This is a genomic window from Pseudomonas sp. DY-1 (assembly GCF_003626975.1).
Classification (GTDB): Bacteria; Pseudomonadota; Gammaproteobacteria; order Pseudomonadales; family Pseudomonadaceae; genus Metapseudomonas.
Map to the genome: position 1 here is coordinate 5,271,810 of NZ_CP032616.1, position 22,843 is coordinate 5,294,652.

Annotated in this window: 18 protein-coding genes and 1 riboswitch; of the genes, 11 read left to right on the forward strand and 7 right to left on the reverse strand. The window is 63.7% G+C overall.

Features of this window, described 5'->3' with window-relative positions:
• Window positions 1–51 precede the first annotated feature (51 nt).
• A riboswitch (yybP-ykoY riboswitch) is annotated at window positions 52–208 on the reverse strand.
• Between the two features lie 48 nt (window positions 209–256).
• From D6Z43_RS24790 to D6Z43_RS24800, 3 genes are all read right to left on the reverse strand, one after another.
• On the reverse strand, window positions 257–1,732 hold the full coding sequence (locus tag D6Z43_RS24790) for an amino acid permease (RefSeq protein WP_120654638.1): 1,476 nt from the start codon (window positions 1,730–1,732) through the stop codon (window positions 257–259).
• 92 nt (window positions 1,733–1,824) lie between these two features.
• Window positions 1,825–2,823 carry a class I SAM-dependent methyltransferase gene (locus D6Z43_RS24795; protein ID WP_120654639.1) on the reverse strand — a complete coding sequence of 333 codons (999 nt, stop codon included), beginning with the start codon at window positions 2,821–2,823 and terminating at the stop codon, window positions 1,825–1,827.
• A gap of 51 nt (window positions 2,824–2,874) precedes the next feature.
• Complete coding sequence (locus tag D6Z43_RS24800; protein WP_120654640.1) at window positions 2,875–3,837, reverse strand: 2-hydroxyacid dehydrogenase; 963 nt, start codon at window positions 3,835–3,837, stop codon at window positions 2,875–2,877.
• An 82-nt stretch (window positions 3,838–3,919) separates the two neighbouring features.
• On the opposite strand from D6Z43_RS24800, the gene D6Z43_RS24805 reads away from it, so the two are divergent.
• Entirely contained in the window at window positions 3,920–4,549 is a 630-nt protein-coding gene (locus D6Z43_RS24805; RefSeq protein ID WP_120654641.1) for a LysE family translocator, read from the forward strand.
• 215 nt (window positions 4,550–4,764) lie between these two features.
• On the opposite strand, the gene D6Z43_RS24810 is transcribed toward D6Z43_RS24805, so the two are convergent.
• Window positions 4,765–5,544 (reverse strand): helix-turn-helix domain-containing protein, encoded by a 780-nt coding sequence (locus tag D6Z43_RS24810; RefSeq protein WP_120654642.1) that lies wholly within the window; start codon window positions 5,542–5,544, stop codon window positions 4,765–4,767.
• Window positions 5,545–5,627: 83 nt separating this feature from the next.
• Between D6Z43_RS24810 and D6Z43_RS24815 the strand changes: the two genes are divergently transcribed.
• Entirely contained in the window at window positions 5,628–6,812 is a 1,185-nt protein-coding gene (locus D6Z43_RS24815) for an MFS transporter (RefSeq protein WP_120654643.1), read from the forward strand.
• Between the two features lie 140 nt (window positions 6,813–6,952).
• Here D6Z43_RS24815 and D6Z43_RS24820 read toward each other — a convergent pair whose 3' ends face one another.
• Window positions 6,953–8,128 (reverse strand): acetyl-CoA C-acyltransferase, encoded by a 1,176-nt coding sequence (locus tag D6Z43_RS24820; RefSeq protein WP_120654644.1) that lies wholly within the window; start codon window positions 8,126–8,128, stop codon window positions 6,953–6,955.
• A 179-nt stretch (window positions 8,129–8,307) separates the two neighbouring features.
• On the opposite strand from D6Z43_RS24820, the gene D6Z43_RS24825 reads away from it, so the two are divergent.
• From D6Z43_RS24825 to D6Z43_RS24840, 4 genes are all read left to right on the forward strand, one after another.
• Window positions 8,308–9,990, forward strand: coding sequence for a fatty acid--CoA ligase (locus D6Z43_RS24825; RefSeq protein WP_120654645.1), 1,683 nt, complete (start codon window positions 8,308–8,310; stop codon window positions 9,988–9,990).
• A 274-nt stretch (window positions 9,991–10,264) separates the two neighbouring features.
• A complete protein-coding gene (locus D6Z43_RS24830) occupies window positions 10,265–12,217 on the forward strand; it encodes a DUF1302 domain-containing protein (protein WP_120654646.1) in 1,953 nt (650 codons plus the stop codon).
• A 31-nt stretch (window positions 12,218–12,248) separates the two neighbouring features.
• Window positions 12,249–13,616, forward strand: a complete 1,368-nt coding sequence (locus tag D6Z43_RS24835; RefSeq protein WP_120654647.1) for a DUF1329 domain-containing protein — start codon at window positions 12,249–12,251, stop codon at window positions 13,614–13,616.
• 150 nt (window positions 13,617–13,766) lie between these two features.
• Window positions 13,767–16,490 carry a LuxR C-terminal-related transcriptional regulator gene (locus D6Z43_RS24840; RefSeq protein WP_120654648.1) on the forward strand — a complete coding sequence of 908 codons (2,724 nt, stop codon included), beginning with the start codon at window positions 13,767–13,769 and terminating at the stop codon, window positions 16,488–16,490.
• Here the strand turns inward: D6Z43_RS24840 and D6Z43_RS24845 are convergent.
• Window positions 16,479–17,339, reverse strand: coding sequence for a hypothetical protein (locus tag D6Z43_RS24845; RefSeq protein WP_120654649.1), 861 nt, complete (start codon window positions 17,337–17,339; stop codon window positions 16,479–16,481). The two genes, D6Z43_RS24840 and D6Z43_RS24845, sit on opposite strands and share 12 nt — an antisense overlap.
• 89 nt (window positions 17,340–17,428) lie before the next feature.
• Here D6Z43_RS24845 and D6Z43_RS24850 point away from each other — a divergent pair, with 89 nt between their 5' ends.
• Together D6Z43_RS24850 and D6Z43_RS24855 are read left to right on the forward strand one after the other, a co-directional pair.
• Window positions 17,429–18,091: a TetR/AcrR family transcriptional regulator gene (locus D6Z43_RS24850; protein WP_120654650.1), complete on the forward strand. Its 663-nt coding sequence runs from the start codon at window positions 17,429–17,431 to the stop codon at window positions 18,089–18,091.
• Window positions 18,092–18,180: 89 nt separating this feature from the next.
• Window positions 18,181–19,122 carry an alpha/beta fold hydrolase gene (locus D6Z43_RS24855; protein ID WP_120654651.1) on the forward strand — a complete coding sequence of 314 codons (942 nt, stop codon included), beginning with the start codon at window positions 18,181–18,183 and terminating at the stop codon, window positions 19,120–19,122.
• Between the two features lie 143 nt (window positions 19,123–19,265).
• Here the strand turns inward: D6Z43_RS24855 and D6Z43_RS24860 are convergent, their stop codons facing one another.
• Window positions 19,266–20,102 carry a metal-dependent hydrolase gene (locus D6Z43_RS24860; protein ID WP_120654652.1) on the reverse strand — a complete coding sequence of 279 codons (837 nt, stop codon included), beginning with the start codon at window positions 20,100–20,102 and terminating at the stop codon, window positions 19,266–19,268.
• A 122-nt stretch (window positions 20,103–20,224) separates the two neighbouring features.
• Between D6Z43_RS24860 and D6Z43_RS24865 the strand changes: the two genes are divergently transcribed.
• The 3 genes from D6Z43_RS24865 to D6Z43_RS24875 all read left to right on the forward strand — a co-directional run bounded on the left by D6Z43_RS24865 (window position 20,225) and on the right by D6Z43_RS24875 (window position 22,724).
• Window positions 20,225–21,244 (forward strand): AraC family transcriptional regulator, encoded by a 1,020-nt coding sequence (locus D6Z43_RS24865; protein ID WP_120654653.1) that lies wholly within the window; start codon window positions 20,225–20,227, stop codon window positions 21,242–21,244.
• Between the two features lie 50 nt (window positions 21,245–21,294).
• Window positions 21,295–21,936, forward strand: coding sequence for an MBL fold metallo-hydrolase (locus D6Z43_RS24870; protein ID WP_120654654.1), 642 nt, complete (start codon window positions 21,295–21,297; stop codon window positions 21,934–21,936).
• Between the two features lie 80 nt (window positions 21,937–22,016).
• On the forward strand, window positions 22,017–22,724 hold the full coding sequence (locus tag D6Z43_RS24875; RefSeq protein ID WP_120654655.1) for an OmpA family protein: 708 nt from the start codon (window positions 22,017–22,019) through the stop codon (window positions 22,722–22,724).
• The last annotated feature ends 119 nt before the right edge of the window (window positions 22,725–22,843 follow it).

A 22,843-nucleotide genomic window follows, 5' to 3' on the forward strand; every position in this document is an offset into this window, starting at 1 on the left:
GGTTCCTACGGGGGCGGGTCGACTAATCACCATGACACACGCAATCTGCCCACCCCGGGTCAGGTTGTATGTGTCATAGGTCTTGTCAAACCGCTGGCCTGTCTTTGCAGGCTCGGGGTCGCATGCGCCATGGTCTGTGGACCAAGTGTGTTGACGCACGCCGGGCGAGCAGGGCGCTCGCGGGAGACTACTCCCCTAGGACGGGGCGCATTTTGCACAAGCCGGGCCGCCCCGGCAAGCGCGAAATGCCGGTCGGTCAGTTGTCGCCGCCGCGCACGTCCATCTCCGAGTAGGCGACCAGACGGCTGCCCTTCTTCATGCGATAGCCCAGCCAGATGGCGAGGAACAACGGCAGGCTGATGTAGGTGGCCGCCAGACCGGCCCAGTCGATCTTGTCGCCGAAAAAGGCCTGGTAGTTCTGCCCGAGGGTGATCAGCAGGCACAGGGTGAAGGCGAACAGTGGTCCGAAGGGGAACAGCTTGGCGCGGTAAGGCAGGTCTTCCAGGCGCCCGCCTTGGGTCAGGTAGCCCTTGCGGAAGCGGTAGTGGGAAATGGCGATGCCCAGCCAGGCGATGAATCCGCACATGCCCGAGGTGTTCAGCAGCCAGGTGTAGAGAGTGCTGTCACCGACGATGGAGGTGAAGAAGCACAGCGCGCCGACCAGGGTAGTGGCATAAAGCGCGTTGCGCGGCACGCCACTGGCGGAGAGGCGCGCGAAGAGTTTCGGCGCTTTGCCCTGCAGGGCGAGGTTGTAAAGCATGCGGGTCGAGGCATACATGCCGGAGTTGCCGGCGGAGAGGATGGCCGTGAGGATCACCGCATTCATCACGCTGGCTGCGGCAGCGAAACCGGCACGCTCGAATAGCAGGGTGAAGGGCGACACGCTGATATCGCTGGCGTCGTTCTTCAGCAGGTTCGGTTCAGTGTAGGGAATCAACATGCCGATCACGAAGATCGCCAGGATGTAGAACATCAGGATGCGCCAGAACACCTGGCGGATGGCGATGGGGATGTTCTTCTTGGGGTTCTCCGATTCACCTGCGGCGATGCCGATGAGCTCCGTACCCTGGAAGGAGAATCCGGCGATCATCGCCACCCCGACCATGGCCTGCAGGCCGCCGACGAAGGGCGCATCGCCTGTGGTGAAGTTGCTGAATCCGGGGGATTCGATGCCGCCCATGATGCCGAAGATCGTGGCCAGGCCGATGCCGATGAACACCACCACCGTCACCACCTTGATCAGCGCGAACCAGAACTCGCTTTCGCCGAAGCCCTTCACCGAGATCACGTTGAGCAGGAACATCAAGCCGAGGAACAGGGCGCTCCAGTAGATGCCGGGCACGTCCGGCAGCCAGAAACTCATGATCAGCTGCGCCGCTACCAGTTCAGCGGCAATGGTCACCGCCCAGTTGTACCAATAGTTCCAACCCAGGGCGAAACCGAATCCATCGTCGACGAAGCGGCTGCCATATGTGCTGAACGAGCCGGAAACCGGGATGTGCGCGGCCATCTCGCCCAGGCTGGTCATCAGGAAGTAGACCATCAGGCCAATCAGTGCGTAGGCCAGCAGCGCGCCGCCCGGCCCGGCAGTTGCGACCGTGGCGCCGGAGGCTACGAACAGGCCGGTACCGATGGAGCCGCCGATGGCGATCATGTTCAGGTGGCGTGGTTTGAGGGAGCGATGCAGCCCATCCTTGAGTGGAGTAGCGCTGGCAGTGTTCAAATTGGTCACAAAGATCTCCAGATCCCCCCCCGCCGAGGCCAGGGGAGAGGGCGGCTATTGGATGCCGCTTGAGCAAGGGTATTGAGGCGGTGCCCGCCAGGTCAGGCCAGGCGGGCGCGGTAAATGCGGAAGCCATCCCCTTCGGCGAGGGTCTGGCAGGGGCCGAGATGGTACTCGATAAGCGGTGGGTACTTGAGGAAGCTGTTGGCCACGATACGCAGCTCACCGCCCGGCCGCAGGTGGTTGCGGGCCTCGTGCAGCAAGTCCTCGCTGGCCTGGTAGTCGGTGTGCACGCCCTGGTGGAACGGCGGGTTGCTGATGATTGCGCAAAGGCCTGCCGGAGCGCCATGGATACCGTCGGCGGCGATCACCTCCCCTTCCAGTCCATTGGCGGCCAGAGTCAGGCGGCTGCTGGCAACGGCGAACGCATCGACGTCCAGCAGGGTCAGCTGGCTCTGTGGATATCGCCGTTTGAGTACCGCGCCCAGTACGCCGGCGCCGCAGCCGAAGTCCAGCAGATGGCCATTGGGCAGGCCATCCAGTTGCTGCAGGAGCAGGGCGCTGCCGCGGTCCAGGCGGCCATGGCTGAAGACGCCGGGCAGGCTGACCACTTCCAGCGGGCCGTCGGCCAGATCCAGCGAGTAGCGCTGGGCCAGGGCCTCCAGGTCGGGGGCGGCGGGGGTCTGCTCAATACTCACCTGCCACAGCTGGCAATGGCGCGCGCTATCCAGTTTGCGCGGCTTGCCGAACGCGGCCAGTTGCTTGGCAGCACGCTCGATACCGCCGCGTTTCTCGCCGACGAGGAAGAGTTCACCGCCGGGCAGGCGGGCCGCAAGCGCGGCCAGCAGGTAGTCAGCCAGTTCACGGGACTTGGGCAGGAAAAGCACCGCAGCGGTGAAAGGGGTATCCGGCGGCGTGGTGCCGAAATGGCTACGCCCGGCAAAGCGGCTTTCAAGGGCCGCCTGGTCACCGGCGTGCCAGCTCCAGCCACTGGCCTGCGGCAAGGTGTCGAGCAGGTCGTCGGCGGGCAATCCGGCCAGTAACACCGCGCCTTGGAACAGATCGGCCTGTCGAAGCAGGACTTCGCTGCGTGGGTCCATCTAAAGGAGATCCTGATAAAAGCAGCGAATTTTATCAGGAAGTTGTAGGAACTAGCTGACGACTCTGACGGGCGAATCCTTCAGCCAGGCGGCGCCGTTCTCGGCAAGCTGTTGCACGATGCGCTGGCGGGCCTCGCGGCTACCCCAGGCGCTGTGCGGGGTGACTATCAGGCGCGGGATGTCGGTGGCCAGCAGAGGGTTGCCATCCCGTGGCGGTTCCTGGGTCAGTACATCAGTCGCGGCACCGCCGAGGTGGCCGCTGCGCAAGGCGGCGGCCAGAGCCTCTTCGTTCACCAGGCCGCCGCGGGCGGTGTTCACCAGCAGGGCGCCCGGTTTCATCAGGGCCAGTTCGGCGGTGCCGATCATGTCGCGGGTCTGCTCGTTTAGCGGGCAATGCAGGGTCAAGGCATCCACCTGGGGCAACAGTTCGTGCAGCGGCAGGCGGTCGGCGCGAGGTGGGCGACCCGGTAGCTGGCCGAGCAGCACGCGCATGCCGAAGGCCTCCGCCAATCGGGCCACCGCGCCGCCCAGCTCACCGTGTCCGAGCAGGCCGAGGGTCTTGCCGTCCAGTTCGAAGATCGGGAAGTCCAGCAGGCAGAACTGGCTGGACTGCTGCCAGCGGCCGGCGCGCACGGCGGCCTGGTAGTCCGGCAGGCTGGTGGTCAGGGCGAGCAGCAACGCGAGGGTGTGCTGGGCCACCGAGGGCGTGCCGTAGGCCTGGCAGTTGCAGACAGTGATGCCGCGGGCGCGGGCCGCATCGAGGTCGATGTTGTTGGTACCGGTGGCGGCTACCAGGATCAGCTTGAGAGCCGGGTTGGCTGCCATCGCTGCCGCGTCGATGTGCACCTTGTTGCTGATCGCCACCTGGGCACCGCTCAGGCGTTCCGCCACTTCGGAAGGCGCAGTTTGCCCATGCAGTTGCAGCTCGCCGAAGACTTGTCGCAGCGGGTTCAGGTCGAGGTCGCCGAGATCGAGGGAGGCGTGATCGAGGAAGACGGCGCGGCTGCTTTTCATGCGGGGCTGTACCTTTTGCGAGTCCGTGGGAAGGCGTAAGGTTGCCAGCCTAACAAAGCTTGTTACATCCCTTGGAGGTCGCATGTACTGGACGGAATTCCTCACCGTCGCCCTGATCCACCTGCTGGCCGTGGCCAGCCCCGGACCGGACTTCGCCATCGTGGTGCGCGAGAGCGTGGCCCATGGGCGCCGCGCCGGAACCTGGACCGCGCTTGGCGTGGGCACGGGCATCTTCGTGCATGTGGCCTATTCGCTGCTGGGCATCGGCCTGGTCGTGTCCCAGTCGATCATGTTGTTCAACGCGCTTAAGTGGGCTGCAGCGGCCTACTTGCTGTACATCGGCATCAAGGCCCTGCGGGCCAAGCCGGCCGACCCAGTCGCTACCGAGGCCGCGCTCATGGCTGGCGAACGCAGTCCGCGTGGAGCCTTCGTCACCGGTTTCGTTACCAATGGCCTGAATCCCAAGGCAACCCTGTTTTTCCTGTCGTTGTTCACGGTGGTCATCAACCCGCACACGCCGCTGGCGATCCAGGCCGGCTACGGCGTTTACCTGGCTTTCGCCACTGCCACGTGGTTCAGCCTCGTGGCGCTGCTGTTCAGCCAGCGCCGGGTGCGTGCAGGATTCGCCCGTATGGGGCACTGGTTCGACCGGCTGATGGGAGCGGTGCTGGTGGGGCTGGGGATCAAGCTGGCCTTTACCGAGCTGAAATGAACCACGCTGGGCGGGCCTTCAGCCCGCTTGGCGTATGAGTTCGCCCCGCAGGTAACGGTTCATCCTTTCCGTAGGAGCGAGCTTGCTCGCGAAGGATCGTGCTCGGACTGTTCGCGAGCAAGCTCGCTCCTACACGCCCGGTAAGTCGCCAGGCGCAAAGGTCATGCTTGGCGCAGGGGGCACAAACAATTCCACGTCCTACAAGCGTGGTTTTTCTATTCCTTCTCCAGCGTGGCCAGCAGCCCCAGGCTGTTCACGTACTCCTTCGGATTCTTACCCAGCAGGCGCCGGAACATGGCGCTGAACGCACGGCCGCTGCCGTAGCCAAGGTCAACGGCCACTATCTGCACGCTCTGTCCCGACAGCAGACGCGGCAAGGCCTCGGTCAGCCGCAATTGCTGGCGCCAGTCGTTGAAGCTCATGCCCAGTTCGCGAGCGAACAGTCGGGCCAGGGTGCGGCTGCTGGCGCCTACTTCCAGTCCCCAATCTTCCAGCGTGCGGTCCTGTTCCGGAGCTTTCAGCAACGCCAGGCAGATGGCCCGCAGGCGGCGGTCTTCCGGCAAAGGCAGGTGCAAGGGCATGTGCTCCAGGGCGGCGATTTCGTGGAGGACCAGCCGTTGCACCAGGGACTTGTGCTCCTCGCCGTCCATTTCTTCCAGTTGAACGGCGCGCAGGACCAGCTCCCGCAGTAGGGGCGGTACCGCCAGCACGCAGCAACTGTCGAGCGAGGCGGGCGCTGCATCGGCGGTGATGAACAGGGTACGCATCTGCACCTGCCCGGCCATGAAGATCTGGTGCTCCACGCCCGGCGGAATCCACACCGCCTGGGTCGGTGGTATCACCCAGGCACCGGCTGTGGTGACCAGACGCATCAGACCTCGTGCCGCGTAGAGGAACTGCGCTTCCTCGTGGCAGTGGCGCTCGACATGGGCACCGTCCTGATAGTCGCGGGCGACCGCACTCAGGCGGCCTTGCTGGTGGAGTCTGATGAGCATGTCTGATTCGATGACTTCTATGGCAGGTTGGTTCAATGCGGACAACCTAGCATGGCCGCTCCACCAACAAGAACGTCGCCGTCATGAATCGACCCCGCACCGTTATCCGCTTCATCAATGCCGCCCATGTGATCGACCACATGTTCATGCTCATCTTCCCGGCTGCCGTGCTTGGCATGGGGCGCGACTTCGGTCTGGCCTACGGCGAGCTGATAGGCCTGTCGCTCGGCGGATTCATCGCCTTCGGTGCATGCTCGCTACCTGCCGGTTGGCTGGGGGATCGCTGGAGCCGGCGCCAGATGATGCTGCTGTTCTTCCTGGGTATCGGCGCCTCGGCCATCTTCACAGGCCTGAGTACTTCGGTCCCGACACTGGTGGCGGGCCTTACCCTGGTCGGAGTGTTCGCCGCCATCTACCACCCGGTGGGCACGGCGATGCTGGTGGCCCATGCGGAGAGTCGCGGACGTGAGATCGGCATCAACGGTATGTGGGGCAACCTGGGAGTGGCCTTTGCGGCGTTGCTGACGGGTTTTCTCACGGTGCGTCTCGGCTGGCGCGTGGCATTCATCCTGCCGGGCGTCGTGGCCATGCTGGTGGGGTTCTGGTTCGCCTGGTGCGTGCGCGACGAGGCTGCGCCCGTGGCAGCGGCCGGGGCCCGGCGTGGAGGTCTTGCGGGCGGGGTCTCCATGCCACTGGTATTCGGCGTGCTGGCATTGGTGACGGCCACCGGCGGGGTCGTGTTCAACGCGTCCACCGTGACCTATCCCAAGCTGTTCCAGGAGCGCCTGCATGACCTCTTCTCCACACAAGAAACCCTCGGCCTGGTGGTCAGCCTGGCTTACGCCTTCGGCGCCATCGCCCAGTTGCTGATCGGCCGGGTGATCGATCGCGTCAGCCTGAAGGTGCCCTTCGTCCTGCTTACCTTCTGCCAGGCGCCGCTGCTGCTGGCCATGGCCTGGTTCGATGGCGGGGTGGTGATCCTGCTGGGCGCGGCCTTCATGTTCGTGGTGTTCGGCCAGGTGACGGTGAACGATTCGATGGTCGCCAACTTCGTGGCACCGCAATGGCAGGCACGAGTGTTCGCACTGCGCTATTTCGTTTCCTTTGGTGCGAGTGCCGCGGCAATCCCGATGATTGCCTTCATCGAGCCGAGACAGGGGCTGACGGGGCTGTATCTGGTGCTGGTTGGATTCGCGGTGCTGACCTTCGCGGCAGCGCTAGTGTTTCCGCGCACGCCGGCGCATGTGCCGAAGGTGGTGGCGGCATAGCTCTTGGAAACTCCCTCATTCCCAGCCGCTCTCCGGGAAGTAGAAGTGCTCGCGCCTGTTAGGCAAAAGCCATACTGACGTCCACTCACACAAAAAAAGGCGCAGCCAAAGCCGCGCCTTTCTCTATCCAGCGATGGGCCTTAGAGCAGCTCGATCGCTACCGCAGTCGCTTCACCGCCACCGATGCACAGCGAAGCCACGCCGCGCTTGCCGCCCTTGTTACGCAGGGCGTTGATCAGGGTGATGATGATGCGCGAGCCGGTGGAACCAACTGGGTGGCCTTGGGCGCAGGCGCCGCCGTAGACGTTGACCTTGGCGTGGTCCAGGCCGTGTTCGCGCATGGCCAGCATGGTCACCATGGCGAAGGCTTCGTTGATCTCGAACAGGTCGATCTCGTCCTTGTTCCAGCCGGTTTTCTTGAGCAGGTTGGTCATGGCGCCAATAGGGGCGAGGGTGAATTCGGCCGGGTCCTGGCTCTGGGTGGCGTGGCCGACGATCTTCGCCAGCGGCTTGAGGCCACGGCGGGCGGCTTCTTCGGCGGTCATCAGGACCAGTGCGCTGGCGCCGTCGGAAATGGAGCTGGCGTTGGCGGCGGTGATGGTGCCGTCTTTCCGGAAGGCAGGCTTGAGGCCTGGGATCTTGTCCAGGTTGGCGGTGAGCGGTTGCTCGTCGTCTTTGACCACGACCTCACCCTTACGGGTGGTGACGGTCACCGGGACGATTTCGGCGGCCAGTGAACCATCGGCAATGGCGGCCTGGGCGCGCTTGAGGGATTCGATGGCATAGGCGTCCATTTCTTCTCGGGAAACGCCGTACTTGTCGGCGGTTTCCTGGGCGAATGAGCCCATCAGACGGCCGGTACGGGCATCTTCCAGGCCATCGAGGAACATGTGGTCCTTGATTTCGCCATGGCCCATGCGCAGGCCGGTGCGGGCCTTTTCCAGCACATAGGGGGCGTTGGACATGCTTTCCATGCCACCGGCCACCATTACGGAGTTGCTGCCGGCCTTGAGCAGGTCATGGGCCAGCATCACGGCCTTCATGCCGGAGCCGCAGAGCTTGTTGATGGTGGTGCAACCGGTGGCTGCGGGCAGGCCGGCATTCAGCGCCGCCTGGCGGGCCGGGCCTTGCTTGAGGCCAGCAGGCAGCACGTTGCCCATGATCACTTCCTGCACGTCGGCCGGCTGGATGCCGGCGCGGTTGACGGCCTCGCGTATGGCCAGCGCTCCAAGGTCCACGGCGGAAACGCCGGACAGGCTGCCCTGGAAGCCGCCCATGGGAGTACGGGCGCCACTGACGATAACGATATCGGACATCTCGAACCTACCTCTGTGGATTACTGGCCGCGACCGGCCGGAGCGCCGGATTCTATCTCGTGACCAGAAGGCTAAAAAGAGTCATCCATCAAATCACTCTTTTGACTGATTTGCGCCTGGCCAATGCGACCTAAAGTCGGGAACAACGAAAAGTTTCCCAACCTCGCCAGGTGTGCCTCATGCTTCAGACCCGCGTCATCAAGCCCGCTGAAAACGCCTACGTCTATCCCCTGCTGATCAAGCGCCTGCTGATGTCCGGCAGCCGCTACGAGAAGACCCGCGAGATTGTCTACCGCGACCGCATCCGCTACAGCTACGCGACCTTCAACGAGCGCGTCGCGCGCCTGGCCAACGTACTTACCCAGGCCGGGGTGAAGGCTGGCGACACCGTTGCGGTGATGGATTGGGACAGCCATCGCTACCTGGAGTGCATGTTCGCCATCCCGATGATTGGCGCCGTGCTGCACACCATCAACATCCGTCTTTCGCCGGACCAGATCCTCTACACCATGAATCACGCCGACGACCGCTTCGTGCTGGTCAACAGCGAGTTCCTGCCGATCTTCAAGGCCATCGGTGGTCAGTTGACTACGGTGGAAAAGACCCTGCTGCTCACCGACGGCAGCGACCACGATGCCGACCTGCCGAACCTGGTGGGTGAGTACGAGACCCTGCTGGCAGCGGCCAGTCCGAAGTACGATTTCCCCGACTTCGATGAAAACTCGGTGGCGACCACCTTCTACACCACCGGTACCACCGGCAATCCCAAGGGCGTGTATTTCACCCATCGCCAACTGGTGCTGCATACCCTGTCCATGGCCGCCACCATCGGCGCGCTGGACAGTATCCGCCTGATGGGCACCGATGACGTCTACATGCCCATCACCCCGATGTTCCACGTGCATGCCTGGGGCGTGCCTTACGTGGCCACCATGCTCGGGGTGAAGCAGGTTTACCCCGGCCGCTACGAGCCGGACATGCTCTGCAAGCTGATCCGCGAAGAGAAGGTCACCTTCTCCCACTGCGTACCCACCATCCTGCAGATGGTGATGAATGCGCCCACTGCCCAGGGCCATGATTTCGGCGGCCTGAAGATGATCATTGGTGGCAGTGCGCTGAACCGTGCCCTGTATGAGTCGGCCAAGGCTCGAGGCATCCAGCTCACCGCCGCCTATGGCATGTCCGAGACCTGCCCGCTGATCTCGGTGGCCCACCTCAACGAAGAGCTGCTGGCCGGCAGTGAGGATGAGCGCACCACTTACCGCATCAAGGCTGGCGTGCCGGTACCGCTGGTCGAGCCCGCCATCATGGATGCCGACGGCAAGTTCCAGCCGGTGGACGGCGAATCTCAAGGGGAACTGGTGCTGCGCGCGCCCTGGCTGACCTATGGCTACTTCAACGAAGCGCAGAAGAGCGAGGAGCTCTGGGAGCACGGCTGGCTGCACACTGGCGACGTGGCAACGCTGGACGGCATGGGCTTCATCGATATCCGCGATCGCATCAAGGATGTGATCAAGACCGGTGGCGAATGGATCTCTTCCCTTGAGCTGGAAGACCTGATCAGTCGTCACCCGGCGGTACGCGAAGTGGCCGTGGTTGGGGTGCCCGATCCGCAGTGGGGTGAACGTCCCTTCGCCCTGGTGGTGGTTCGTGACAACCAGAGCCTGGATGCCAAAGTGCTGAAGGAACACCTCAAGCCGTTCGTCGAGCAAGGTCACATCAATAAGTGGGCAATTCCCAGCCAGATCGCCGTTGTTACTGAAATTCCCAAGACCAGCGTGGGCAAACTGGACAAGAAACGCATTCGTGTCGACATCGCCCAATGGCAGGCTGCCGGGAGCACTTTCCTCTCCGCACTCTGACCTTTCGTCCCTCGTCCGCTGAACAGCCCAGGCCGCGCCTTGCGCGGCCTGGGCTTTTTTTCGGCCAGACAACCAAGCAAACGCTTGGCTTGTTAATTGCTGCTTTCTGAAAATTACTGGCTATCTTTCCTACCGAAGGATCGGACTAGTCCGTCGGAAGGTGCGAGCCAGAGTGCCTGGGGGTTCCAAATCACACTTTCGAGGGATCAAGCGCTAATACCCGCTGGCTATAGTCCGCAACCATCAATAACAAAAAACACATGGAGTAGCGTCGATGACAACAACCACAACGTTCTGGCGCCTGGCGAAACTGCCACTGGCCGTCAGCCTCGCTTCCACGCTTGCAGCTCCGGCCTTCGGCGTGACGTTCAACCTCGGTGAAATCGAAGGCCAGTTCGACTCTTCGCTGTCCGTGGGGGCCAGTTGGTCGATGCGGGGGGCCGACAAGGACCTGATCGGCGTGAACAACGGTGGAGACGGTCTGTCCCAGACCTCCGACGACTCCCACCTGAACTTCAAGAAGGGCGAAACCTTCTCCAAGATCTTCAAGGGCATCCATGACCTCGAACTGAAATACGGCGATACCGGCGTCTTCGTTCGTGGCAAATACTGGTACGACTTCGAACTGAAGGACGAGAGCCGCCTGTTCAAGGACATCGACGACAGCAATCGCAAGGAAGGCGCCAAGTCGTCCGGCGCCGAACTGCTCGACGCCTTCGTCTACCACAACTACAACATCGCCGATCTGCCGGGCAGCGTTCGCCTGGGCAAACAGGTGGTGAGCTGGGGTGAAAGCACCTTCATCGGCAACAGCATCAACTCCATCAACCCGGTAGACGTGTCCGCATTCCGTCGTCCGGGCGCCGAGATCAAGGAAGGCCTGATCCCGGTCAACATGTTCTATGTGTCCCAGAGCCTGACCGACAACCTGTCCGCCGAAGCCTTCTACCAGATCGAGTGGGACCAGACCGTCGTCGACAACTGCGGCACCTTCTTCGCCCAGCCGGACGTGATCGCCGACGGCTGCGACCAGAACCTGGCCGTACTGCGTACCCAGCAGGGTCTTCGCAATGCCCTTGCAGCCGCCCGTCTGCCGGCTGCAGCCCAGAACAATATTGTCAGCGCATTGCAAGCCCGCGGCGTGCAGTGGGGCAACCCGGACGAAGGCGCGATCGTCAAACGTGGTCCGGACCGCGACGCCCGTGATGATGGTCAGTGGGGTACCGCTTTCCGCTACTTCGCCGAGGAACTGGATACCGAGTTCGGCCTGTACTTCATGAATTATCACAGCCGCAACCCGTACTTCAGCGGTCGTGGCGCACCGGCCGCCTCCTACTCGCCGACCGCATTGGGTCAGGCGCTGGGCGGCGCATTGGCTGGCACCATTCCTGGCGCCGCGATTCCGGGCACCGTCAATGCCCTGGTACCGCAATTGCTGCCGCTCGTAGTTGCCGGCAACAGCCAGTACTACGTTGAGTACCCGGAAGACATCCGCCTCTATGGCCTGAGCTTCTCCACCACCCTGCCCACGGGTACCGCCTGGAGCGGTGAGGTCAGCTACCGTCCGAACCTGCCGGTACAGCTGAACACCACCGACATCCTGTTCTCCGGCCTGAGCCCGCTGAACCCCAACGTGTCGGTGCTGACCGGTCGTCCGAACACCGACCAGCCTGGCTATCGCCGCAAGGAAGTCACCCAGTTCCAGACCACCTTCACCCACTTCTTCGACCAGGTCATGGGCGCCAGTCGTCTGACGTTGGTGGGCGAAGTCGGTGTCGTCCATACCGGCGGCCTGGAGAGCACGACCGAGGCTCGCTACGGCCGTGACCCGGTCTTTGGTCCTGGCCCGCTGCCGGCTGGTCAGTGCCGTGCGCTCAACCTGAGCACCCTGGGTAGCGCCACTGCGGAAAACCTCACCAAGTACTGCGAGGACGACGGCTTCGTCACCACTACAGCGTGGGGTTACCGCGCCCGTGCCGTGTGGGACTACAACGACGTATTCGCTGGTATCAACCTGAAGCCCAGCATCGCCTGGTCCCATGACGTCGATGGCTACGGCCCGAACGGCGTGTTCAACGAAGGCAACAAGGCCGTGAGCCTGGGCCTGGATGCCGAGTACCAGAACACCTACACCGCTAGCCTTGCCTACACCGACTTCTTCGGCGGCACTTACAACACTTCGATCGATCGCGATTTCCTCGCGCTCAGCTTCGGCGTGAACTTCTAAGCGGTCTGGAAATTTGAGGAAGACGATGAAAATGAAAACAACAAAGAGTCTGCTGCAAACCGGCGTGCTGGCGCTGTCCCTGCTGGCCACTGGTGTCATGGCTGCGGTATCCGCCGACGAAGCGGCCAAACTGGGCTCCACCCTGACGCCCATGGGCGCGGAAAAGGCCGGCAACGCCGATGGTTCCATCCCCGAATGGACCGGCGGCCTGCCGAAGAATGCCGGCAACGTCGATGCCCGCGGTTTCCTGTCGGATCCCTTCGCCAGCGAGCAGCCGCTGTTCACCATCACCGCGCAGAACGTCGACCAGTACAAGGACAAGCTGACTCCCGGCCAGCTGGCGATGTTCAAACGCTACCCCGACACCTACAAGATGCCGGTGTTCAAGACCCACCGTTCGGCCACGGTGCCAGACGGCGTGCTCGAGGCCACCAAGTTCAACGCCACCAATACCAAGCTGGTCGAGGGTGGCAACGGCCTGGAAAACTTCCGCACCGCCAACCCCTTCCCGATTCCGAAGGACGGCCTGGAAGCGATCTGGAACCACATCACCCGCTACCGCGGCGGCAGCGTGCGTCGTCTGGTGACCCAGGCGACCCCGCAGCCGAACGGCTCCTACAGCCTGGTGTACTTCCAGGACGAGTTCACCTTCCGCGACAAGCTGAAGGACTACGACGCGAGCAAGCCGAGCAACGTGCTGTTCTACTTCAAACAGCGGGTAACTGCGCCGTCCCGCCTGGCCGGTAACGTGCTGCTGGTGCACGAGACCCTCAACCAGGTGAAGGAGCCGCGCCTGGCCTGGCTCTACAACGCCGGTCAACGTCGCGTGCGTCGCGCCCCGCAGGTGTCCTATGACGGTCCGGGTACCGCGGCTGACGGCCTGCGTACTTCCGATAACTTCGACATGTACAACGGCGCACCGGACCGTTACGACTGGAAGCTGGAAGGCAAGAAGGAGATTTACATCCCCTACAACAGCTACAAGCTGGATGGCCCGAACCTGAAGTACAGCGACATCATCAAGGCCGGCCATATCAACCAGGACCTGACCCGCTACGAGCTGCACCGCGTGTGGCATGTGGTAGCCACCCTGAAGCCGGGCGAGCGCCACATCTATGCCAAGCGTGACTTCTACATCGACGAAGACACCTGGCAAGCCGCCGCCATCGACCATTACGACGGTCGTGGCACCCTGTGGCGCGTTGCCGAGGCTCATGCCCAGTACTACTACAACCATCAGGTGCCGTGGTACACGCTGGAAAGCCTCTACGACCTGCTGTCCGGCCGTTACCTGGCGCTGGGCATGAAGAACGAGGAGAAACAGTCCTACGACTTCAGCTACACCGCTGGCGAGAGCGATTACACCCCGGCGGCCCTGCGCCAGGCGGGCGTTCGCTGATCGCTGCAACACCCTGTTGCGAAGCCGGCCTCCGGGCCGGCTTTTTCTTGTCTGTACTTCCTTCCCGGCGGGGCTTCTATTGGCTCTCCCGAACGGCTAGGCTCCTTCGAGCTCGCCCCCCGCACGTACAACATTCCTAGAAGCTGGGTGATGACCGTACTGACCAGTTCGCGAACCATTTCGTCGTCCGCTGTCCCCGTGGCAGATGCGCGCTTTTTCCGCCCGCCGCGTCCCGCCGGCCATGTCCCGCGTCCGCGCCTGTGCGAGCGGCTTGCCGCCGGCCTCGACGGTCGTCTGCTGATGCTCAGTGCCCCCGCCGGCTTTGGCAAAAGCTCCCTGGCGATCGAGTTCTGCGAGGACCTGCCTGATGGCTGGCAAAGTCTGTGGCTCAGCCTGAGTCGGCGCGACAGCGATCCGGGGCGCTTTCTCGAACGCTTGCTGGATGGCCTGCGCCAGTTCTATCCGGGCCTGGGCGACGAAGCCATGGGGCACCTGAAGATGCGCCAGCGCCACCAGCCTTTCGCCTTCGAGCAGTGGCTGGATGGCCTGCTCGACGAAGTCGCCGAGCGCCTGGATGCAAACCAGCCGCTGCTGTTGGTGCTGGACGACTATCACCTTGCGCAGAACGCAGTGCTCGATCGCTGCCTGCAGTTCCTCCTCAACCACTTGCCCGATGGCTGGGTACTGCTGGTCACCAGTCGCCAGCGCCCGGACTGGCACCTGGCGCGGCTGCGCCTGTCGCGTCACCTGTTGGAGCTCAATGAACAGGACCTTCGCCTGACTGAGGACGAGTGCCTGGCTCTGCTCAGCAGCCAGGGCACCAAACTCGATAGCAACGACCTTGAAGGCCTGCTGCAACGCAGTGAAGGCTGGGTCGCCGGCCTTCGCTTGTGGCTCCTGGCCGGCCAGGAAGCACCGGCTGGTACTGGTGTCGAGCAGGTCGCCCATGGCGATGAGAGCCTGATTCGCGAATACCTGCTGGAGGAAGTCATCGAGCGACAGCCGCCCGAAGTCCAGGCCTTCCTCTTCGAGACCGCCCGCTTCGAGCGTTTCTGCGCCGGGCTCTGCGATGCCGTGCGCGAGAGCCACGACAGCGCCGCGATCCTACGCCACCTGCAGGCGCACCAGGTGTTCCTGGTGCCGCTGGACGAGCAGGGCCAATGGTTCCGTTATCACCACCTGTTCTCCGATCTGTTGCGTGCCCGTGGCACCACGAGCCTGACGCCTTCCGGAATGCACCTGCGCGCCTGCCGCTGGTTCAGCGCACGTGGGCTGCTGGATGAGGCGGTGGAACAGGCCCTGCGTGCTGGCCAGCCCGATGTGGCGGCCTCGCTGGTGCAGAACCTGTCCGAGGAGCAACTGCTGGCCAACCAGAACATCGCCATGCTGCTGCGCTGGAAGATGGACTTGCCCGACAGCCTGCTGTCCAGCACGCCGCGCCTGATCGTGCTCTACAGCCTGGCTCTGGGCCTGGCTTGCCAGCTGGATGCAGCGGAAGAACTGGCCAGCAACCTGGCGCGCTTCCTGCCCGCACCGGACGCCGCTCAACAGCGCAGCCTGCTGGTGCAATGGCAGGCCATCAACGGGCTGATCGCCCGTGGCCGTGGCGATATCGAGCGTGCGGAAGCTTCCTGTACCGAGGCCCTGACTGCGTTGTCGCCGGAGAACTACGGCCAGCGCCACCTCTGCCTGTCGCTGCTGGGGAATATTGCCCTGGTGCGCGGCGACCTCTGGCGCGCTCGTGGCCTCAACCGCGAAGCGCTGGAAATGGCCCAGCGCGGCGCCAATCCGTTGTTCGAGTCGCTGGTCCATTACGACCGTGCCCGCGTCCTGCAGGTGCGTGGCGAAACGCTGCGGGCTCAGGCCGAAGTGCAGAAAGGCCTGGAGCGCCTGCGCGGCGTGGAAGTTCCCAGGGCCTGTGTGGCAAGGGCGCGATTGATGCTTTATCAGGGCTTCCTGCTGTGTATGCGCATGCAGCATCAGGCAGCACGGGTCAGCCTGCAGGCGGGCATTGCCGAAGCCCGTGCCTGCCGCGATATCAGCCTGTTGATCGGGCACTGCGCCCTGGCCGCCCTGGAAGGGCGTGAAGGGCGCTTCGCCGCCGCGTTTGCGCAACTGGCCGAGGCCGAGCGGCTGATGCACATCTGGGACGTACCGCCGGTTTACTACCTGGCGATGATCACCCTGTCCAAATGCGAGCTCTGGCTGGCACAGGGGCAGCTCGAACTGGCGGAAGCCTGGCTGCCACGACTGGAAGAAACCTACGCGGGCGAAGGGGCTGCAGCGGCGCCGGAGTTCCACCCGCTGCTGCCGTTGTGCATCGAGCAGCAATCGGCCGCGTTGTCCCGTGCGCAAGGTAAGGCGGTCGAAGCGGAGGCTCGGCTCAGGGCGTTGCTGGAGAAGGCCGAAAGCCAGGGAATCATGCATGTGGCCCTGGGAGCACGGCTGCAACTGGTAAGTCTGCTGCGCACCAGTCGCGAGCGCGAAGCCTCGGCGTTGCTCGACCGTGCCCTGGAATGCCTGCAATGCGGTTCCCTGCTGCCATATCGGGAGCTGCTGGAGCAGCATCCACAGTGGCTCCGCGAGCAACTGGCGACACGCTCTCCGGATTCGGTGCGCGAATTGCTCGACCTGCTGCCGGGCGCCGAGGTTGCGCTACCAGCGGACGTCGGGGCCGCCGAGGCATTGAGTTCGCGGGAGCTGGCGGTGCTGCAGCTGATCGCCCAGGGCTGCTCCAACCAGGAAATCAGCGAGCGCCTGTTCATCTCATTACATACGGTGAAAAGCCACGCCCGCCATATCAACAGCAAACTCGGCGTGGAGCGCCGCACCCAGGCCGTGGCCCGGGCCAAGGCGCTAGGTCTACTTCGCTGAGGTGGCCTGCGGTACCGAGAGGTCCAATGCCGGCTTGGCCGGTTTCGTCGGAGTGGGTTTGGCCAACTGGGCGTCCACGTCCTGCTGGATGCTGACCAGTACCGGTAGCAGGTCGGCCATGTTCGCGCGCACCTCGTCGTATCGATGTTTCTCCGCCAGTTCGGCCACCCGCGCCAGCAGTTGCCCACGCACATCCGCTGGCAGATGCACGAACAGCTCCGGCAGTTGCTTGGCCAGTTCGGCGCTGTAGAGCACCAGGTCTTCTCGATTGAACTGGCGGGTCAGACCCAGGTAGTCCAGTGCGCTGGAGGTCAGCATGGCGGCGGCAGCCTTGGTCTCCTGCAGGCCCTGCAGGCGAATCTGGCTGGTCTGTTCCTTTTCGGAAAGCGTCATCCAGAACTCCACCGTGAGGGTGAAGAGGATGGCCTGCTGGCGCAGTGAATAGGTCATCAGGCCCAGCGCCTCGGCACCGTAGGGTTGCTGCGCGGCCTTGAAGTCGAAGTACAGGCGCATCAGCTCCTTGAGCTGGAAGAGCACTTCGCGCGCCTCGTTCTGTCGCAGCTCCAATGGCGCATAGATGTTCAGCTGTGGCTTGAAGTTCTGCTCACTGACCATGCGCGTGTAGATGGGGCCGGTGAACTCGCCGCTGCGTCGCGGCAGGGCGTTGACCTGGGTGGTATCGATCTTCTGCAGGGCCAGGATCAGTTGGTGATAGTCGGCGCTTGACCAGGGGCGCTGGATGTCCGGGATCTTCTGCCCCAGGTAGAACAGCTCGGCGGCCGGTGCGCGCAGGGCGAACACCAGCAAAAGGATGGCCAGCGGCAAGAGCAGGGGGCGTGTTAGCGTCATCGATCAGGACAATCCTGCGGGGAAGGGCCGGCCAAGAGTAACGAGGCCGCGATGCGCCGTCACCCGCGCCTTGGTTGGGAAACAGGCTGATGGAAACGAGCGAGCAGGGTGCCGTGCGTGCGGTGTTCGAGGACCTGGGTGGTTTCAACGCCGTGCGCCAGCAGGGCGAAGGCGAAGGGCCGCTGGTGGGCCATATTCTGCGCGCCAATATCCAGTTGGCGGCCATCCCGGTATTCGCCCGCAAGGGTATCGCCGAGACCACGGTCAACGACTTGCTGGAGGCGGCCCGGGTGTCCCGCCGCACTTTCTACAAGTACTTCGCGAACAAGATGGATGTGCTGGAAAGCATCTATCGCACGGCCGTGGTCCTGCTGCTGGCGCGCTTTCGCGAGATGCAGGACGACGCCGGCAGCGCCGACGCCTGGCTGCGCGGGATGGTGGCGCGTTTCTTCGATTACCACCTGGCCGTCGGCCCCATCATTCGTCTGATGCAGGAAGAAGCCCTGCGTGCCGATTCCCCCCTTGCGAGCCACCGCCAGCGGGCCCACGAGGAGATGGGCCGCCTGCTCGCCGAACGCCTGCATGGCGAAGGTGATGCGCGCGACCCGCTGACCTATCGCGCGCTGATCTGGGCGATGGAGGCGGCATCCCTGGAGCTGCTGGGTAGTGCCGCCTCCGCCAGCGGGATCGAGCGGGCCAAGACGGTGCTGGGGGATCTGCTGATCGCTGCACTGCGCCCACGCGCCCTCTAACACGACGGACACATCCTAGGTTGGGCGCGGTCTTCCGGGCTGCGTGCTGTGATAGGCCCTCGACAACAACAATCACGAGGTGCCCCCGCATGTCCGCATCCAGCTTGCCGCTGTCGCCGCCGCTCGCCGCCGGTTTCGCCCGTCTGGGTTTCGGCTCCCTGCCGCTCGACCGCCTCAAGGCGCGCTATGCCAGCGCCGATAGCGGTTCGCGTTTCATCGAGCTGGATGGTTTCAACGTCCATTACCGCGACGAAGGTAGCCGCGACAAGCCGGCCCTGGTGATGATCCATGGCGTGGTGGCTTCCCTGCATACCTGGGATGGCTGGGTCGAAGCCTTCGCCCCGTACTACCGCATCATTCGCTTCGACGTGCCGGGCTTTGGCCTCACCGGTCCCAAGCGCGGCGGTGACTACTCGGCCGAACGCATGGTCGGCATCCTCGGCCTGCTGATGGATTACCTGGGCGTGACCAGGGCATCCATCGCCGGCAACTCTCTGGGCGGCTACATTGCCTGGAACTTCGCCCTGACTCAGCCGCAGCGGGTCGACAAGCTGGTGCTGATCGACCCGGCCGGCTACCAGATGCGCAAGGTACCGTGGATGATCGCCTCCGCTGCGCTCCCCGGCGCCACCCTGGCCATGCCGCTGTGGATGCCCAGGGCACTGATCGCTCAGGGCATCAAGGAAGTCTACGGCGAACCGGGCCGGATCAGGCCGGGTGTGGTGGATCGTTACTACGACCTGAGCCGCCGCCCTGGTAACCGTCGGGCGATGATGGAGATCTTCCGCGTACTGCTGAAGGTCAACCAGGAGGAACTGGAAGGCACCAGCCAGCGCGTGGCGCAGATCACGGCGCCGACGCTGCTGCTTTGGGGCGAGAAGGACCGTTGGATTTCACCGAAGCATGTGCCGCTTTGGCAGCGCGACCTGCCCGGTATCGAGGTGAAGACCTACCCTGGCGTCGGGCATATCCCGATGGAAGAGATTCCGCAGCAGAGCGCGGCGGATGCGATGAGGTTCTTGTTGGGCTGACCGGTCGAACCTGGCTGTAGGGTGCGCCGCGCGCATCGAGTTTCCCGTGCGGACTTCCTGGTGCGCACGGCGCACCCTACCCAATCACCCCGAGCTCAAAAGAAAACGGCCCCGAAGGGCCGTTTTTCTCATCCGGTCAATGCTCAGGCAGCACTCGCTTGAGGCTCATCGAACTCTTCGCGGGTCTTGTACAGCAGGTCCAGGTTGTCGTGCTGCCACGGATGGAAGCCTTTCTTGAAGAAGTCCAGGTAGGTACGCACCAACGGGCGGAAGATACCGTTGCGCCCCCACATCCAGCTCAGGCCGTCGCGCCAGACGCGCCAGTTCCACAAGAGCCCGTCGCGCTTGAGCATGTGGGCCAGGCCGCGGGTGGTGTCGAGGACGAAGAAGAAGGTGCCCATCATCATCGCCCGGCGCAGCAGGCGATGACTGCCGCAGACCTGGTTGTACACGTCGAAGGCCACTGCCTTGTGCTCGGTTTCCTCCAGCGCATGCCAGCGCCACAGACGCGCCATAACCGGGTGGGCGCCAGCCATGTACTCGGGGTTCTTCAACAGACCATCGGCCATGATCGCGGTGATGTGTTCCAGGGCGGCAGTGGCGGCCAGTTGGCGGCGTGCAGAGAACTTCTTCTGCGTGTAGCGGATGCGTGCCTGGGCGCGGCGCTCGATGGCGCCGATGTCGTAGCCGAGGTCGCGCAGGCGATTGCTGTACTCCAGGTGCTCGCGGCTGTGGTGGCCTTCCTGGCCGATGAAGCCGCGGATCTGCTCCTTCAGGGTCGGGTCGTCGATCTGGTGGCGGAACAGGCGGACCGAGTCGATGAAGAAGCGCTCGCCGTCAGGGAAAAGCACCGACATCGCGTCGAACAGGTGGCTCTTGAAGGCATCGCCACTGTGCCAGTGGCGGGGCAGCGGATTGGGAAATTCGAAATCCATGTGGCGCGGGCGGATTACCAATCCTTCGGGTGTGGTGCTGGCCATGGGGGCTCCTTGAGTCTGTATGGACCATGGTCCCAATATCCGCTTGCCGGGTTTTGTAGGACAAGGTTATCTTCTGCCAACCTTCGGGTCATATCCGGCCACAACCAGAACAAGACGCCAATATGAAGCAATCCCTGACCTTCTCCGCCGAACTGGTGCCCGTCGCCTACGCCGAATCCTTGCTGGGTCTGGCTGAAGAGCTGGGCGTGGCGCGCGAGGCGCTGCTTGCCGGTGCGAGGGTCCGGCCGGAGATCCTCGGCACCCCCAATGGCCGCCTGTCGTTCCTCGATTTCAACCAGCTCGCCGGCACCGCCCTGCAATTGTGCCGGGAACCAGCCCTGGGCCTGCTGCTTGGCAGGCGCCTCAATGTCTCCACCCATGGAATCCTTGGCTATGCGGTGCTCTCCAGCGCCAACCTTGGTCGCGCCCTGCAGTTTGCCCTGAAGTACTACCGCGTCCTGGGACTGGCCTATGAACTGGAGCTGGTGGAGCAGGGCGATTGCCTGCAACTGCGGGCGACCGAATCTTTCCCGATGGGCCCCCTGGGGCGATTCGCCGGGGAAGGGCTGCTGGCCAGCTTCTTCAGCATCGCGCGCTTTCTGTTGGGTGAAGAGCTGCACGGGCAGCAAGTGGGTTTCGCCCACCCGGCGCCGGCCTATGCGGCGCGCTATGTGGAGGTCTTCGGTGTCGAAGCGCAGTTCGAGCAGTCCTGCCATTGGCTGAGCCTGCCCAAGCACTACCTGGAGCGGCCCATGGCCCTGGCAAACCCCGCCACGGTGCAGATGTGCCAGCAGCAGTGCGAGGCGTTGCTGGCCACCCTGGATGTGCAGGACGCGTTGCTGACCCGTGTGCGCCGCCTGCTCATGGCTCGTCCCGGCGATTTCCCCGACCTCGACGGTGCCGCCCGCGCCCTGCATACCAGCGGGCGCAGCCTGCGCCGACACCTGGCGGCCATGGGCACCAGTTATCAACAGGTACTGGACGAAGTGCGCAAGGGGCTGGCGCTGCAGTACCTCAGCAGCACCCAGCTGCCGCTGTTCGAGATCGCCGGCCTGCTGGGCTTCAACGATCCCTCCAACTTCCGCCGCGCCTTCCGCAAATGGACGGGCAGGCTGCCGAGCGATTATCGTGCCGGGCCGTGATGCCCATTCCCCGAGCGCCGCAGAGCGCACCGCCGTACCGGAGATGCCCGATGACCCAAGCCACAGCCCTGATTCGCGAAACCTTCCCCGTCGGCCCTTTGCAGTGCAACTGCACCTTGATCGGCGATCCGGTCAGCAAGAAGGCCATCGTCGTCGATCCGGGTGGCAACCACGAGCTGATCCTGGCACGCCTGGAGGCCCACGGCCTGAAGCTCGTCAGCATCATCCATACGCATGCCCACCTCGATCATTTCCTCGCTTCGGGCGAACTGAAGAAAGCCACCGGTGCAACCCTGCATCTGCACAAGGAAGACCAGTTCCTCTGGGACAGCCTGGAAATGCAGTGCCGCATGTTCGGTGTGCCCTACAAGCCAGTGCCGGCACCCGACCAGTGGCTGGCCGATGATGAGGAGCTGGCCTGCGGTTGCGGCGTTGCCGTCCACACTCCGGGGCACACGCCAGGCTCCATGAGCTTCTGGTTCCCCAAGGCCAAGCTGCTGATCGCAGGTGACACCCTGTTCCGCCGGGGCATTGGCCGTACCGATCTGTGGGGCGGCGACTACGGCACCATCGAACGCTCGATCAAGCAGCGCCTCTACAGCCTGGACGAGGATGCCACTGTGGTGACCGGTCACGGCCCGGACACGCGCCTGGGCGATGAGATGCGGGAAAATCCGTTCGTGCGAGCCTGATCTACGGAATTTTTACGCGCATTGATGTCTAATCGCCCGCAGCCACACCGGCTAAACGATTTCTCAGGAGTAAAAAGTCCATGTTCACCCCGCGTCGCCTGATCATCGCCGCCACCGCTTTCGCCATGCTGTCGGGCTGTGCTGCTCAGAATCCCTACAATCAACAGGGTGAAGTCCAGGCTCCCGCCGAAGGCGGCATGAGCAAAACCGCCAAGTACGGTGCCCTGGGCGCACTGGCGGGTGCCGTAGCCGGTGCCGCGATCAATCATGACAACCGTGGCAAGGGTGCGCTGATTGGCGCCGCCGTGGCTGGCGCTGCCAGCGCAGGCTACGGCTACTACGTCGACAAGCAGGAAGCCGAGCTGCGCCGCAGCATGGAAGGCACTGGTGTGCAGGTACAGCGCCAGGGCGACAACATCAACCTGATCATGCCCGGCAACATCACGTTCGCCACCAACTCGGCAGATATCGCCAGCAACTTCTACACCCCGCTGAACAACCTGGCGACGTCGTTCAAGCAGTACGACCAGAACAACATTGAAGTGGTCGGCCACACCGACAGCACCGGTAGCCACCAATACAACATGAACCTGTCGCAGCAGCGCGCCCAGAGCGTGGCCAACTACCTGATGGCCCAGGGCGTCAACGGCACTCGCGTTTCCTCCCGTGGCATGGGCCCGGACGTGCCGGTCGCCAGCAACGCCAACGAGGCGGGCCGTTCGCAGAACCGCCGTGTGGAAATCAAGCTGACGCCCATCCCCGGCGCCCAGGCTCCGCAGCAGTACTGATACTGCTCCACCACCACGAGGCCCGCTGTTGCGGGCCTCGTCGTTTCTGCCGCTCGTCGTGCGATTACTGGCGCAACGCCAGTTGTCACTTTCCTGTCTAGACTGCGTTGCAGGGTTCC